Here is a 14225-nt window from a genome sequence, read left to right on the forward strand (position 1 = left end):
GGCGCCCGGCCGGCCCGATAGCACGTTCGCGGAGAATCGCACGCTCACCGACATCCGTACCCTTCCGGCCCCCGTCGGCCCCCATTCCCCCCGGTATTCCCGCGGGCTTTGGGTATCGTACTGGCCGGGCACGCCCGCGCGATCACAGGTCGGCGCGCGGGTGATCGGCGTGCGCGGTCCTCCCGCGCCCCCGCGGCGATCGTTTCCGCGGCGGATTGGATAGAGTTCCACAAGGAACGCCGTCGACCCTGGGCGGGAGAGTTCCCGCGCAAACCAGCGCGGGGCGCCGAAGGGGCAACCCTCCCCGGAACCTCTCAGGCAAAAGGACCGCTCGGGCGAGGCACCTCTGGAAAGCAGGCGCGGTCCCCCTCGCGGAGGGGGCGGGCCTCACCGAAGGGGAAACCCCGTACCGCGGGCGAATCTCTCAGGTGCCGATGACAGAGGGGGAGACCGGCCGTCGGCCCCGCACGGGCCGCCGGTGGCCCTGAGCGACCTCAGCAGCCCAGGAGGCTCCCCAGATGACCGCCCAGTACTTCGCCCCCGTGGCGTCGCCGCAGCATCCCCGGTCCGCGTTCGCCGACCGGCACATCGGCCCGGCGCCCGACGACCACGCCCGGATGCTGGCGGCCATCGGCTACTCCGGCGCCGAGGCCCTGCTCGACGACGCGGTCCCGGCCGCGATCCGCACCGCCCGGCCGCTGGACCTGCCGCCCGCGCTGAGCGAGACCGCCGCGCTGGACCGGCTGCGCGAGCTGGCGTCCCGCAACACCGTGCTGACGTCGATGATCGGGCTGGGCTACCACGGGACGATCACGCCCGGGGTGATCCTGCGCAACGTGCTGGAGAACCCGGGCTGGTACACCGCGTACACCCCGTACCAGCCGGAGATCTCGCAGGGCCGGCTGGAGGCGCTGCTGAACTTCCAGACGGTGGTGAGCGACCTGACGGGGCTGCCGGTCGCGAACGCGTCGATGCTGGACGAGGGCACGGCCGCCGCCGAGGCGATGACTTTGGCGCACCGCGCGTCCAAGAGGAAGGACCCCGGCACCTTCCTCGTCGACGCCGACGCGCTGCCCCAGACCATCGAGGTGATCAGGACCCGCGCGGTGCCGCTGGGCATCGAGGTCGTGACCGCCGACCTGTCGGGCGGGCTGCCCGAGGGCGACTTCTTCGGCGTGCTGCTCCAGTACCCCGGCGCGTCCGGCGCGGTGCGCGACCTGGCGCCCGTCGGCGACCAGGCGCACGAGCGGGGCGCGCAGGTCGTCGTCGCGGCGGACCTGCTCGCCCTCACGCTGCTGCGGCCGCCCGGCGAGTCCGGCGCCGACATCGTGGTGGGGTCGGCGCAGCGGTTCGGCGTCCCGTACGGCTTCGGCGGCCCGCACGCCGGCTACATCGCCGTCCGCGAGGGCCTCCAGCGGCAGCTGCCCGGCCGCCTGGTGGGCGTCTCGGTCGACGCCGACGGCGCCGCCGCGTACCGGCTGGCGCTGCAGACCCGCGAGCAGCACATCCGCCGCGAGAAGGCCACCAGCAACATCTGCACCGCCCAGGTCCTGCTGGCGGTGATGGCCGCCATGTACGCCGTCTACCACGGCCCCGAGGGGCTGGCCGCGATCGCCCAGCGCGCGCACCGCCGGGCCGCCGAGATCGCCGCCGGGCTGCGCGGCGCCGGGGTCGAGGTGGTGCACGGGTCGTTCTTCGACACGGTGCTGGCCCGGGTGCCGGGCCGCGCGGACGAGATCGTCCGGGCCGCCCGCGAGCGCGGGATCAACCTGCGCCCGGTCGACGCCGACCATGTCGCCGCCGCCTGCGACGAGACCACGCTGCCCGAGCACGTCGCGGCCGTCCTGGAGTCGTTCGGCGCCGCCCCCGCCGAGGCCGGCGAGCTCCCGCAGGGCTTCCCGGACGCGCTGCGGCGCGAGAGCCCGTACCTGACCCACCCGGTCTTCCACGCGCACCGCAGCGAGACCGCGATGCTGCGCTACCTGCGCAGGCTCCAGGACAAGGACATCGCGCTGGACCGGTCGATGATCCCGCTCGGCTCCTGCACGATGAAGCTGAACGCCACCGCCGAGATGGAGCCGATCACCTGGCCGGAGTTCGCGAACGTCCACCCGTTCGCGCCGGTCGAGCAGGCCGCCGGCTACCTGGAGCTGATCGGCGAGCTGGAGGACCGGCTGGCCGAGATCACCGGGTACGCGAAGGTGTCGGTGCAGCCCAACGCCGGCTCGCAGGGCGAGCTGGCCGGCCTGCTGGCCATCCGCGGCTACCACGAGTCGCGCGGCGAGGGGCACCGGAACATCTGCCTGATCCCGTCGTCGGCGCACGGCACGAACGCCGCCAGCGCCGTGATGGCCGGGATGAAGGTCGTCGTGGTCAAGTGCGACGACGGCGGCAACATCGACCTGGACGACCTGCACGCCAAGATCGGGAAGCACGGCGCCGCGCTGTCGGCGATCATGGTGACGTACCCGTCCACGCACGGCGTCTTCGAGGAGACGATCGTGGACGTGTGCGCGTCCGTGCACGAGGCCGGCGGCCAGGTGTACGTGGACGGCGCCAACCTCAACGCGCTGGTCGGCCTGGCCCGGCCCGGCGAGTTCGGCTCCGACGTCTCGCACCTCAACCTGCACAAGACGTTCTGCATCCCGCACGGCGGCGGCGGTCCCGGCGTCGGCCCGATCGGCGTGCGCGAGCACCTGGCGCCGTTCCTGCCCAGCCACCCGCTCCGCGCGGAGGCCGGGCCGGGGGAGACCGGCGTGGGGCCGATCTCGGCGGCGCCGTGGGGCTCGGCGGGGATCCTGCCGATCTCCTGGGCGTACATCGCGATGATGGGCCCGGACGGGCTGCGCGCCGCCACCGAGGGCGCGATCATCGGCGCCAACTACCTGGCGGCCCGGCTCGGCCCGCACTACCCGATCCTCTACACCGGCCGGAACGGCCTGGTCGCGCACGAGTGCATCGCCGACCTGCGGAAGATCACCAAGGAGACCGGGATCACCGCCGAGGACGTCGCCAAGCGGCTGATCGACTACGGCTTCCACGCGCCGACGCTGTCGTTCCCGGTGGCGGGCACGCTGATGATCGAGCCGACCGAGAGCGAGGACCTGGCCGAGCTGGACCGGTTCTGTGACGCGATGATCGAGATCCGCCGGGAGATCCAGCGCGTCGCCGACGGCGGCTACGACCGCGACGACAACCCGCTCAAGCACGCGCCGCACACCGCCGCGTGCCTGGTCGCCGAGGACTGGAAGCACCCGTACACCCGCGAGGAGGCGGCCTACCCGCTGCCCGCCCTGCGGGAGGGCAAGTACTGGCCGCCGGTGCGCCGGATCGACCAGGCGCACGGCGACCGCAACCTCGTCTGCTCCTGCCCGCCGCCGGAGGCGTTCGAGGACTGATCCGCCCGCGCGGGGGCCGGCGTGACCGAACAGAAATGATCATGCCGGCCCTTTCCGGGTGTCGCCCCGGGACGCGCGCGCCCGCCGTCGGTAGGCTCGGGGCACCGACCCGACCCCCAGAGGCGGAGCATGAGCGAGACCCCGGACAAGGCCGGTGCAGCGGGCGGCGCGGCGGCCGATCCGTCCCGGCTGTGCGAGGAGGCCAGGCTGCTGGCCGAGGAGGGCGACCCCGGCCGGGCCGCCGGGCTCTTCCGGGAGGTGCTCGCCCTCGGCGACACCCCCTGCCGGGCCCAGGCCGCCCTCGGGCTGGCCGTCGTCCTCGACGACGGCGGCGACGTCGAGGCGGCCCGGGAGGCCGACCGGCTCGCCATCGCCACCGGCGACCCCGAGTACGGCGCGCGCGCCGCGTACCACCTGGCCCTCACCCACGAGCGGGCCGGCGAGCCCGCCGAGGCCGAGCCCGCGTGGCGGGTCGTGGTCGACTTCGGCAACCCGGCGTACCTGCCGCCGGCGCTGCTGGCGCTGGCCCGGCTGGCCGACGACGGCGGCGACTTCGAGGCCGCCCGCGGCCACTGGGAGGAGGCGGTCGCGACCGGGGACGCCGAGTACGGCCCGGTCGCCGCGCACGACCTCGCCCAGCGGCTGCTGGAGCGCGGCGAGGCGGCCCGCGCGCTGCGGATCCTGAACGCCGGGCTCAAGCTTATCGACCGGGAGAAGGCGCCGTACGCGCACGCCCGGCTGGCGGTCGCGCTGGGCATCGCCTACCTCGACCAGGCCATCGGGGCGTTCGGCGCGGCGCTCAACGACGCCGGCGCGGCGGCCGACGGCGAGGTCGGGCCGCTGGCGACCGAGCTGCTGGCGCGCACGCTGCCGCTGCGCGGCCGGGGCGCCGAGGCGCGCGAGGTGTGGCGGCGCGGGCTGGCCGACCCGGGCGTGGCCGCCCAGGTGCGGGCACGGCTGCGGCGCGACTTCGCCGACGACGACCCGGCCGACGCGGCGGGCGGCGATCCCGCCGACCTGTGGTGGGAGCCGGTGGTCGAGCAGGCGGTGTCCGACGGCAGCCTGCCGGCGCTGGCGGGCGAGGCGTTCGGCGCGCTCGACCACATGTACGCGCTGCTGGCGGTGCGGTACGCGGGCTACGACGGCGGCGCGGGCGGGACGGGGCCCGGCGCGGCGCGCGAGGTGATGGGCCAGGCGGTCCGGGTGCCGAGCGACTACGCCTGGGGCCCGCTGCTGCACGAGAGCTTCGCCGAGCGGCTGCGGCTGGCGATGGGCGAGCCCGCCCCGGCGCTGCCGCCGGGCTGGCCCGACACCGAGCCGGTCGGGGACTGAGCGGCCGGCCGGCGGGTCAGCCGGCCACGTTCCGCTCGGCGACCACCTTGGTGATCCGCACCCGGACCAGGTACTCGCCGGGGACGCCGTTGCGGGCGCCGAACTCCTCGCCGCGCTCGGCGCCCATGTAGCGGGTGCCGATCACGGTCGCCCACCTGCGCACCTCGTCGAGGTCCTCGGAGACGCTCGCCTCGCCCTGGATCATCACGAACGAGAACGGCGGCTCCTGGTCGTCCACGCAGATCGACACCCGCGGCTCGCGGCGCACCGCCCGGCCCTTGAGGCCCGACGCGGCCGTGTTGAACAGCAGATCGTCGCCGTCCAGGACGAACCAGATCGGGGTCACGTGCGGGGCGCCGTCCTTGCGGGTCACGCCGATCTTGCCGGTCCGGGTGCCCGCGGAGACGAAGGCGCGCCACTCGTCGTCGGTCATCGCTGTCATGGGTGCAGTCTGCCGTACGTGATCACCGCGTGCCGGTCGCCGGGCCGCGTGGCCGGCCGGATAGCGTGGCCGGGTGGAGATCGTTACGGCGCAGGGCCCGGCGGTGGTGACGCTGGACGAGACCGTGAACCCGGCGTTCCTGCTGGTCCTGACGCACGGCTCGAACGGCGGCGTGGACGCGCCCGACCTGCTGGCGGTGCGGGCGGTGGCGCTGGGGCTGGGCGGCGCGGTCGCGCGGGTGCTGCAGCCGTTCCGGGCGGCGGGCCGGCGGGCGCCGGGCGCGGCCGGCAAGCAGGACGCGGCCTGGCTGGAGGTGATCGCGGCGCTGCGGGAGCGGTTCGGCGCGGTGACGCTGGTGCAGGGCGGGCGGAGCAACGGCGCCCGGGTGGCCTGCCGGACGGCCTCGGCGGCGGGGGCGGCGGGCGTGGTGGCGCTGGCGTTCCCGCTGCATCCGCCCGGCCGGCCGGAGAGGTCGCGGGTGGACGAGCTGCGCGGCGCGGGCGCCGAGGTGCTGGTGGTGAGCGGGGAGAAGGACCCGTTCGGCATCCCGGACGCGGCGGACGCCGCCGAGGTGACGGTGCTGCCGGGGGAGCGGCACGACCTGTCGCGGAACCCCGTGGCGGCGGGCGCGGCGGCGGAGCCGTGGCTGCGCCGCTGGGCGGCGGCCGGGAAGGGCGAGAAGACGGAGAAGACGGGCTAGCGGATGAGGGCTGAACGCCGGAAGAAGGCGCTGAGGGGAGGCCGTACTCGCTCTGGACCCGGATCCGGGTCCAGAGGAGGGGACGGGCGGGCTGGCCCCCGAGGGAAGATCACCCAGTGGGACTAGCCCCGGCTAGTCCCGCGTGGTCAGGCGGCGGACGGCTCCGGAAGGTCCGTCGGCCGGTGCGGTGCGATGACTCCCCCGTCGGGCAGCAGCTCGCCGGTGTCCTCGAAGAGCACGACGCCGTTGCACAGCAGGCTCCACCCCTGCTCGGGGTGCGTCGCGAGCGTGCGGGCGGCTTCGCGGTTGGGGCCGTCGGCCGACGGACAGGGCGGCTGGTGCGGGCACATCGGCGTGCCTCCGGTCTCGATCAATTCATTGGTCACGGTCGTACTTTCTGACGCACCTCAGTGTGGAACGGTTCGTCTCCGGGCTGCCATAGCCCGATGGGACGGTTGTCCGGTGGTACCGGAGTACCGCTCGGTTGTGACCCGTCTCACCCTGGGGTGCCAGGCATAGCGTGCCCCGCGCGCGATAACCGGCGAAGGTCGACACGCCGAACGATCAAGAAACTTTCCCCCGATTCGGGTGCCGGGCCGTTCCGGGCCCGCCCGCCGCCGGTCCGGCGCAAGCGATCGTTCCGCCTGGACGGCGGCCGTTCCGCCTCTACGATGACCGAGGGGGAACGGGCCAGGGGGACCAGGGGAAGAGGACCGTTTATGCGTGTTGCGCTGTTCGCCGCCTGTTTCAACGACGCGATGTTCCCCGGCACCGCGCGCGCCTCGGTGCTGTTACTCGAGCGGCTGGGGCACGAGGTGGTGTTCCCGTCCGAGCAGACCTGTTGTGGCCAGATGCACTGGAGCACCGGCTACCACCGGGAGGCCGCCGATCTGGCCCGCGGGTTCGCCGCGGCGTTCGGCGGCGGGGACGTGGTGGTGACGCCGTCCGCGTCGTGCGCGGCGACCGTCCGGCACGCCTACCCGCGGATCGCGCGCGCCGCCGGCGACCAGGGCCTGGCCCGGGCGGCGGGGGAGCTGGCCGTGTACGAGCTGTCGGAGTTCCTCACCGACGTGCTCGGGGTCACCGACGTGGGCGCGGTGTTCCCGCACCGGGTGACCTACCACCCGACCTGCCACTCGCTGCGCGCGCTGGAGCTGGGCGACCGGCCGCTGCGGCTGCTGCGCGCGGTCAAGGGCCTGGACCTGGTGGAACTGCCCGCGGCGGGGGAGTGCTGCGGGTTCGGCGGGGCGTTCGCGATGAAGAACGCCGACGTCTCGGTGGCGATGGTGGCCGACAAGGTCGCGCACATCCGCGCGACCTCCGCCGACGTCGTCTGCGCCGCGGACACCTCCTGCCTGGCCCAGATCGGCGGCGCCCTGTCGCGGCTGCGCGCGGGCGTGCGGGTCATGCATCTGGCGGAGATACTCGCGGGATCGGAGGCCACATGACCATGCCCCCCGGGGACTCCTCCGCCGGGACGACCCCCTCCTCCTCCTCCGGTCCCGGCCCGGTTCCGCTGCCCATGCCGCGGGTGGCGCCCGAGAAGTTCGCGGCCGCCGCCCGTACCGCGCTGGCCGACACCCGGCTGCGGCGCAACCTCGCGGGCGCCACCGCGGCGCTGCGCGAGCGCCGCGCCGCCGCCGCGGCCGAGGCCGGCGACTGGGAGGAGCTGCGCGCCGCCGGCCAGGCGATCAAGGACGGCGCGCTGCTCAACCTGGACGCCCACCTGCTGGAGCTGGAACGGGCCGTCACCGCGGCGGGCGGCACCGTCCACTGGGCCGTCGACGCCGCCGCGGCCCGCCGCGTCGTCACCCGGCTGGTCCGCGGCACCGGGGAGGCCGAGGTGCTGACGATGCGGTCGCCGGTCCTCCGCGAGATCCGGCTGGACGAGGCGCTGGCGCGGGCCGGGATCACCGCCCGCCCGGCCGGCGTCGGCGACCTGGTCGTGGGCCTGGACGGGAACGACCGGCCCGCGCACCCGCTGTACCCGGCCATGCACCGGGACCGGGCGCAGATCAGGGAGCTGTTCGCGCGCCGCCTGCCCGGCGCGCCCGCCGACCTGCCGGACGACCCCGGGGCGCTGGTGGAGGCCGCCCGGATCCACCTGCGCGGCCGCGCGCTCGCCGCCCGTGCCGCGGTGTGCGGCGCCGGCCTGCTGGTCGCCGAGACCGGCACGGCCGTCCTGTTCGATTCCGGCGGGGACGGGCGGGTGTGCCCCGTACTGCCGGAGACTTTGATCACCGTGGCGGGCATCGAGGAGATCGTGCCGACCTGGGAGGACCTGGAGGTCTTCCTGCAGCTGCTGCCGCGCGCGGCCGCCGGGCGGCGGATGAGCACCGCCGTCTCCACCTGGACCGGCGTGACCCCGGGCGACGGGCCCGGCGCGTTCCACCTGGTGCTGCTCGACAACGGCCGCACCTCGGTGCTGGCGGACGAGGCGGGCCGGTTGGCGCTGCGCTGCGTCCGCTGCACGGCCTGCCTGGACGTGTGCCCGGTGTACGAGCGGACCGGCGGCGACCCGTACGGGCCCGTCCATCCCGGGCCGATCGGGGCGGTCCTGACACCGCTGATGCGCGGCGTGGAGAGCGCCGCGGACGCGTCCCTGCCGTACGCCTCCACGCTGTGCGGCGCCTGCGCCGACGTGTGCCCGGTCCGCATCGACCTGCCGGACCTGCTCGTCCACCTGCGCGGCAAGGTGATCGAGTCGCGCCGCCGGCGGCCGGTGCCGACGCCGGAGCTGGCCATGATGCGGGCGCTGGCGTGGACGCTGGGGGACCGGCGGCGGTACGAGGCGGCGCTGCGGCGCGGCACCCGCTGGGCGCGGCTGCTGTCGCGCGGCGGCCGGATCCGGCGGCTGCCGGGGCTGCTGGGCAAGTGGACGGACGCGCGGGACGTCCCCGCCCCGCCCGCCGAGAGCTTCCGCGCCTGGTGGCGCGGCCGGCCCGGCGCGGGCGGCCGCCGGTGAGCGCCCGCGACACGGTCCTGGCGCGGGTGCGGGAGGCGCTCGGCGCGGCGCGCGGTACGCGGGTCCCGGTCCCGCGCGGCTACCGGGTGCGGCTGACGGCAGAGGAGGCCCCGACGCGCGCGGACGTGGTCGCGCTGTTCACCGAGCGGGTCGCCGAGAACGGCGCCACCGTCCGGCACGTCGGCGCCGACGGGCTGGCGACCGCGATCGCGGCGGCGCTGTGGGCGCGCGAGGCCAAGCGGATCATCGCGCCGGCGGACCTGCCGTTCGGCTGGCTGGCGGGGCTGGAGGGGGTGCACGCGCAGGCCGACTCGCCGCTGCTGGACCCGGCCGCGCTGGACGGCCTGGACGGTGTCGTGACCGGCTGCGCGGCGGCGGTCGCGCGGACCGGCACGATCGTGCTGGACGGCGGGCGCGCGCAGGGCCGCCGGGCGCTCACCCTCGTCCCGGACTACCACCTGTGCGTGGTGCACGCCGACCAGATCGTGGGCACCGTGCCGGAGGCCGTCGCCCGGCTCGATCCGGCGCGCCCGCTGACCTGGATCAGCGGGCCGTCCGCGACCGAGGACGTCGGGCTGGAGCGGGTGCCGGGCCCGCACGGCCCGCGCGCCCTGGACGTCTTCGTCGTCGACGAGTAGTCCGCGGGAGAGCAGGGCGGCCGGGTTCAGGGGTTGAGGCCGGCCAGGACGAGGTCCAGGCCGGCCAGGAACCGGGCGTCCCAGTCGACCGGCCCGCCGGGTTCGGCCACGGCCTGCGCGCCGGTGCCCTCGGCGGCCCGGCCGCGCACCTCCATGGCCGCGTGCCCGATGACGTACGACAGCAGCGTGTGCGCGGCGACGGCGGCGGTGGCCTCGGGGATGCGGCCGGTCCGCAGGATCTCGCGCAGCGAGGCGGTGGTGGTCGCCAGCGCGGCCGGGTTGCGCCGGGTGACCAGCAGCGGCAGGACGCCGGCGTGGCCGAGCAGGCGCTCCCGGTACGACCGGGCCCAGCCGCGCAGGGCGTCCCGCCAGCCGGCCGCGCCGGCCGCGTCGGCCGGGGCTGCGGCCACGTGCGCGACGAGGCCGTCGAGCAGCTGCTCCTTGCCGCGGGGGAGGTGGTGGTAGATCGCCATCGCCTCGACCTCGAGCGCGTCGCCGAGGCGGCGCATCGTCAGGCGGCTCAGTCCCTGGCCATCGACGATCTGGAGCGCGGCCTCGATGATGCGCTCGGTGGACAGGGGCGTGCGGTCTTTCGCGTTGATCGCCGGTTGCCGGACCATGAGAGGAAACCTTACTACGTAAAGACCGTGGGCCGGGTGTCCCCCGTCACAACTCGCCGGAGCCGAGCGTACGCTGGCACCGATCGTTTGTGGAACGCCCGGGATCTTGAGGAGCACCGATATGCCGCTGGGCCGCCGGATGAGCAAGGACGTCGCGGAACTGATCGAGGCCGACGAGGTGCTCGCCGGCACCTACCGCGACCGGCTGGCGGAGGCCACCGAGGCCGAGAAGGCGCTGCGGGCCGCGCAGGAGGCCGACCCCTCCGACGCGGGGCCGCGCGCCGAGGCGGTCGCCTTCGACGAGGCGCTGACCGCCGCGCTGCTGGCCGCCGAGGCCGCCGAGCGCGTCGCCGCGGGCCACAGGACCTACGCCGCGCCCGGTGCCGACGCCGGCGCCCGCCGCGCCGCCGAGATCGCGCTGCGCAAGGCCAAGGCGCGCCCGGCGGTGCGGCCGTGGACGGCCGAGGTCGACCGGCTGCGCACCGCCCGCGAGGCGCACCGGCTGAGCTTCCGGACCGCTCCCGCCGTGGCGCGCTGAGCCGCCGGGCCGCGGTACGGGAAGAGACGGCAAAGGGACGGCAGGGCCGGTCCACCTGGAGGGGATGACACCGCGTCACCGGGTGGCACCGGCCGCCGATCTCTGAGAATCTACCTGCCCGGGGGTGCCGCCGGGGCCGGGGCCGGGGCGCACGGTGGTTGGATCGCGGGGGGAGACAAGTGGAGCGCACGCCGCCTGAACGGCATCGCGTCCTCGAGTCCTACCAGGACGGGGTGCGGGCGATCCGTGGGCTGGCGGCACGGGTGCGGGACTGGAACGTGCCGACCCCGTGCGCCGAGTGGCTGGCGGTCGACCTGGCCGGCCACCTGCGCTGCGTGGCCGAGAACTACCTGGAGTACCTGCAGGACGCGCCGGACAGCCGGCTGGCGAAGCTGTTCGCCCGGGAGGCCGCGAGCGCGGTGCTGATCCGCCAGCAGGCCAGGCAGAACGCCGCCGAGCTGGCCGTGCTGCCGCCGGAGCCCGGGGCCGAGCGGATCATGGCGTTCACCGTGTCGGCGGGCGCGTACGCCGATCTGATGCCGGACATGTGGGACCGCACCCACCTGATCTACCGGGGCACCAAGTACACCGTCGGCGACCACGCGGGCGCCGCGTGCGTGGAGTGGCACCTGCACGCCTGGGACCTGGCGCGCGCCATCGGCGCCGACTACCGGCCGGACGATCCGGAGCTGCTGGTCTCGGCGTGGCACTGGGGCGTCCCGCACCTGCCGCTGGCGCCGGGCGACGCGTGGGAGGCCGTGCTGCGCTCGTCGGGCCGGTCGCCGGCCTGGCCGCGCGAGACCGGGCGGACCGGCGCGCGCCGTCCGGCACGGGCCGGCCGCGGCCTCTGACGGCTCGCGGCCTTCGACGGACGGGCGGCCCGCGCGGACGGCCGGGGCGCCCCTCCGCTCCCGGAGGCGCGCCCCGGCCGCCGGGCCGTGCCGGGCGGGGTCAGACGCCGGCCAGCTTCCTCGGGTGCGTGCGCAGGTAGACCAGCCACGTCAGCGCGAAGCAGAGCGCGTAGAAGGCGATGAAGGCCATGTACGCGGCCTCCCCGGTCCCAGCGGTCTGGAACGACTGGCGGAAGGCGACGTTGACCAGCACGCCGCCGAACGCGCCGACCGCGCCCGCGATCCCGATCAGCGCCCCGGCCAGCCGCCGCGCCTGGTGCTCGGCGGCGACCGGGTCGCCGCCGTTGGCCACGCCCAGCTCGGCCTTGGCGCGGAAGATCGCCGGGATCATCTTGTACGTGGAGCCGTTGCCGAGCCCGCTGAAGACGAACAGCAGCACGAAGCCGGTCAGGAACAGCGGCAGCGACTCCAGGGCGGACGCCGCGAGCACCAGGCCCGCCGCGGCGGCCATCGCCACGAAGTTCCAGAACGTGACCTTGGCGCCGCCCAGCCGGTCGGCCGCCCAGCCGCCGACCGGCCGGATGAGCGAGCCGAGCAGCGGGCCGAGGAAGGTCAGGTACGCGGCCTTGATCGGCGTGTCGAAGTCGGCCTTGAACTGCACCTGGAGCACCTGCCCGAACGCGAAGCCGAAGCCGATGAACGACCCGAACGTGCCGATGTACAGGACCGAGACGATCCAGGTGTGCGGGTCGCGGCAGACCTCGCGCATCGCCCGCTTGTCGCTGCGGGCCTGCGTGAGGTTGTCCATGTACAGCGCCGAGCCGAGCGCGGCCAGCACGATCAGCGGGATGTAGATCCCGGCGACCAGGCCGGGGCTGCCGTTGCCGGCGGTGGCGAGCACCGCGAGCCCGACCAGCTGGACGACCGCGACGCCGAGGTTGCCGCCGCCGGCGTTGAGGCCGAGCGCCCAGCCCTTGAGGTGCTGGGGGTAGAACGCGTTGATGTTGGCCATCGAGGACGCGAAGTTGCCGCCCCCGACGCCGGCGACGGCGGCCAGGAGCAGCAGCGTGGTGTACGACACGCCCGGCTGGATGAGGAACGCGGCCAGCACCGAGGGGACCAGCAGCAGCGCGGCGCTGAAGACGGTCCAGTTGCGGCCGCCGAACCGGGCGACGGCGAAGGTGTAGGGCACCCGCAGCACCGACCCGATGAGGGCCGGGACCGCGGTCAGCGTGAACTTGCCCGCCGGGTCGATGCCGTAGGCGGGCCCGAGGAACAGCACCAGCACGGACCACAGCGTCCACACCGAGAAGCCGATGTGCTCGGAGAAGATCGAGAAGATCAGGTTGCGGCGGGCGGTCCGCGCGCCGCCGGTCCGCCAGAACTCCGGCTCCTCGGGCCGCCAGTCGTCGATCCAGCGGCCTCGGAGACGGCTGAGACGGCCGAGCGGATACCCGCGGCCTCTCCGTTCGACGTCGGTGGTGACGGTCATCGGGGACTCCTCGTGGTCGGTACGCCACGGAAGTTAGGAGTCCCGGATTTCGCCGGTGTGTTTCCGGTGATGCGGCGGTGATAATTCCACTGCACCGCGTCGCGTCCCCGGTGTGAGGCCGGGCCGCCGGCGGCGGCCCGAGCGGGTCAGGCGCGGGCCGGGCGTGGGCCGGGCGCCGGTCAGGCGCGGTCGGTGACCAGTTCGGCGGCGCGCGGGTCCACGGCGCGGGCGCAGTGGGCGCAGCAGTAGAAGTGGCCGTCGACCTCCACGCCGTGCCCGACGATCCGGCACTGGCAGTGCTCGCAGACGGGCGCCATCCGGGTGATCGCGCATTCGAACGAGTCGAACGTGTGCACCGCCCCCTGCGCGTGCACCTCGAAGCTCATGTCGTAGTCGTTGCCGCAGACCTCGCAGGCCGCCATCGGACGTTCCCCCTTCGCGCGCGCGGACCGTCGCCGGCCCCGTGGCGCGCTCGATCGTTCATCGTTCCCGGTCGGGCTTACGGGGGCGCCCTACCCGCTGTGACGCGAAGTTACCGGCGTGCGGCGGGCCCGCCGAAGGCCGGCTCGCGGCCGTCCTCCAGGTAGACGGTGCGGCCCTCGTCGATGCCGCGCAGGCTGGGCGGCATCCGCCGGGCGATGTGCGGCGGGGCCAGCTCGGGCACCTTCTCGGGGGCGACCAGGACGTGGTCGGACAGCTCGTCGGGCGGCAGCCGGATCGCGCCGACCTGCGCGGCGGTGATCGAGCCGGCGAAGACGAAGACGTTGACGGCGTCGACGCCGTCGCGGGGCGGCCCCCAGTCCACGCAGACCAGGCCGTCCAGCCGGGGGACCAGGCCGAGCTCCTCCTCGCACTCGCGGCGGCAGGCGGTCAGCGGGGACTCGCCCTCCTCGATGACCCCGCCGGGCAGGAACCAGCCCTCCTTGTAGGTGGGCTTCACCAGCAGCACGCGGCCGAGGTCGTCCAGGAGCAGGGCCGCGGCGGCGCCCCGGGTGCGCGGCAGCGAGGCGTAGTAGGCAAGGTCCGGCATCCTCCGAGATTAGGCCGCGCGGGCACGGCCCCACGGGCGCTCCGGAACGGCCGGGGCCGGTTCGCGCGCGGGTGCGGCGGCGGGCCGCCGATCCGTGCGGGAACGGGTGCGGCGGCGACGAAAGGGCATTGACAGGGGTCGACAACGCTTGACATGTGATCGTCAGAACGGCGGGGAGTCCCGCGGGCGCGATTCCTCCCTTCCGGGCCGTATTTCCCC

The 14225-nt window shown here is 75.3% G+C and carries 14 protein-coding genes and 1 riboswitch; of the genes, 8 read left to right on the forward strand and 6 right to left on the reverse strand.

Annotation, left to right across the window (positions count from 1 at the left end; genetic code table 11):
• Window positions 1-243: 243 nt before the first annotated feature.
• A riboswitch (glycine riboswitch) is annotated at window positions 244-340 on the forward strand.
• A 178-nt stretch (window positions 341-518) separates the two neighbouring features.
• Both gcvP and ACA361_RS23855 read left to right on the forward strand, forming a co-directional pair.
• Entirely contained in the window at window positions 519-3398 is a 2880-nt protein-coding gene (gene gcvP, locus ACA361_RS23850; RefSeq protein WP_375015167.1) for an aminomethyl-transferring glycine dehydrogenase, read from the forward strand.
• Window positions 3399-3527: 129 nt separating this feature from the next.
• Entirely contained in the window at window positions 3528-4730 is a 1203-nt protein-coding gene (locus ACA361_RS23855; protein WP_375015169.1) for a tetratricopeptide repeat protein, read from the forward strand.
• A 16-nt stretch (window positions 4731-4746) separates the two neighbouring features.
• Here ACA361_RS23855 and ACA361_RS23860 read toward each other — a convergent pair whose 3' ends face one another.
• Complete coding sequence (locus tag ACA361_RS23860; protein WP_375015171.1) at window positions 4747-5172, reverse strand: PPOX class F420-dependent oxidoreductase; 426 nt, start codon at window positions 5170-5172, stop codon at window positions 4747-4749.
• Window positions 5173-5245: 73 nt separating this feature from the next.
• Here ACA361_RS23860 and ACA361_RS23865 point away from each other — a divergent pair, with 73 nt between their 5' ends.
• The gene (locus ACA361_RS23865) at window positions 5246-5872 is read left to right on the forward strand and encodes an alpha/beta family hydrolase (RefSeq protein ID WP_375015173.1); all 627 of its coding nucleotides are present in this window, start codon (window positions 5246-5248) and stop codon (window positions 5870-5872) included.
• 146 nt (window positions 5873-6018) lie between these two features.
• On the opposite strand, the gene ACA361_RS23870 is transcribed toward ACA361_RS23865, so the two are convergent.
• Complete coding sequence (locus ACA361_RS23870; protein WP_366623155.1) at window positions 6019-6222, reverse strand: DUF5999 family protein; 204 nt, start codon at window positions 6220-6222, stop codon at window positions 6019-6021.
• Between the two features lie 369 nt (window positions 6223-6591).
• Between ACA361_RS23870 and ACA361_RS23875 the strand changes: the two genes are divergently transcribed.
• Genes ACA361_RS23875 through ACA361_RS23885 form a run of 3 tightly spaced genes read left to right on the forward strand, consistent with a single transcriptional unit; the run spans window position 6592 to window position 9475 of the window.
• Complete coding sequence (locus ACA361_RS23875) at window positions 6592-7320, forward strand: (Fe-S)-binding protein (protein WP_375015175.1); 729 nt, start codon at window positions 6592-6594, stop codon at window positions 7318-7320.
• On the forward strand, window positions 7317-8837 hold the full coding sequence (locus tag ACA361_RS23880; protein WP_375015177.1) for an LUD domain-containing protein: 1521 nt from the start codon (window positions 7317-7319) through the stop codon (window positions 8835-8837). Before ACA361_RS23875 ends, ACA361_RS23880 begins: the two co-directional genes overlap by 4 nt.
• Window positions 8834-9475 (forward strand): lactate utilization protein C, encoded by a 642-nt coding sequence (locus ACA361_RS23885; protein ID WP_375015179.1) that lies wholly within the window; start codon window positions 8834-8836, stop codon window positions 9473-9475. The genes ACA361_RS23880 and ACA361_RS23885 overlap by 4 nt, the downstream gene beginning before the upstream one ends.
• A gap of 26 nt (window positions 9476-9501) precedes the next feature.
• On the opposite strand, the gene ACA361_RS23890 is transcribed toward ACA361_RS23885, so the two are convergent.
• A complete protein-coding gene (locus tag ACA361_RS23890; RefSeq protein ID WP_375015180.1) occupies window positions 9502-10095 on the reverse strand; it encodes a TetR/AcrR family transcriptional regulator in 594 nt (197 codons plus the stop codon).
• A gap of 121 nt (window positions 10096-10216) precedes the next feature.
• Here ACA361_RS23890 and ACA361_RS23895 point away from each other — a divergent pair, with 121 nt between their 5' ends.
• Window positions 10217-10633 carry a plectin gene (locus tag ACA361_RS23895; protein ID WP_375015182.1) on the forward strand — a complete coding sequence of 139 codons (417 nt, stop codon included), beginning with the start codon at window positions 10217-10219 and terminating at the stop codon, window positions 10631-10633.
• Window positions 10634-10866: 233 nt separating this feature from the next.
• Entirely contained in the window at window positions 10867-11484 is a 618-nt protein-coding gene (locus ACA361_RS23900) for a maleylpyruvate isomerase N-terminal domain-containing protein (RefSeq protein ID WP_375015183.1), read from the forward strand.
• A 100-nt stretch (window positions 11485-11584) separates the two neighbouring features.
• Here ACA361_RS23900 and ACA361_RS23905 read toward each other — a convergent pair whose 3' ends face one another.
• From ACA361_RS23905 to ACA361_RS23915, 3 genes are all read right to left on the reverse strand, one after another.
• Complete coding sequence (locus ACA361_RS23905) at window positions 11585-12976, reverse strand: nitrate/nitrite transporter (protein WP_375015185.1); 1392 nt, start codon at window positions 12974-12976, stop codon at window positions 11585-11587.
• A gap of 179 nt (window positions 12977-13155) precedes the next feature.
• Window positions 13156-13398 (reverse strand): hypothetical protein, encoded by a 243-nt coding sequence (locus ACA361_RS23910; protein WP_375015187.1) that lies wholly within the window; start codon window positions 13396-13398, stop codon window positions 13156-13158.
• A 110-nt stretch (window positions 13399-13508) separates the two neighbouring features.
• The gene (locus tag ACA361_RS23915) at window positions 13509-14006 is read right to left on the reverse strand and encodes an NUDIX domain-containing protein (protein ID WP_375015190.1); all 498 of its coding nucleotides are present in this window, start codon (window positions 14004-14006) and stop codon (window positions 13509-13511) included.
• Between the last annotated feature and the right edge of the window lie 219 nt (window positions 14007-14225).

Source organism: Actinomadura sp. 21ATH (genome assembly GCF_041951345.1).
GTDB lineage: Bacteria > Actinomycetota > Actinomycetes > Streptosporangiales > Streptosporangiaceae > Spirillospora.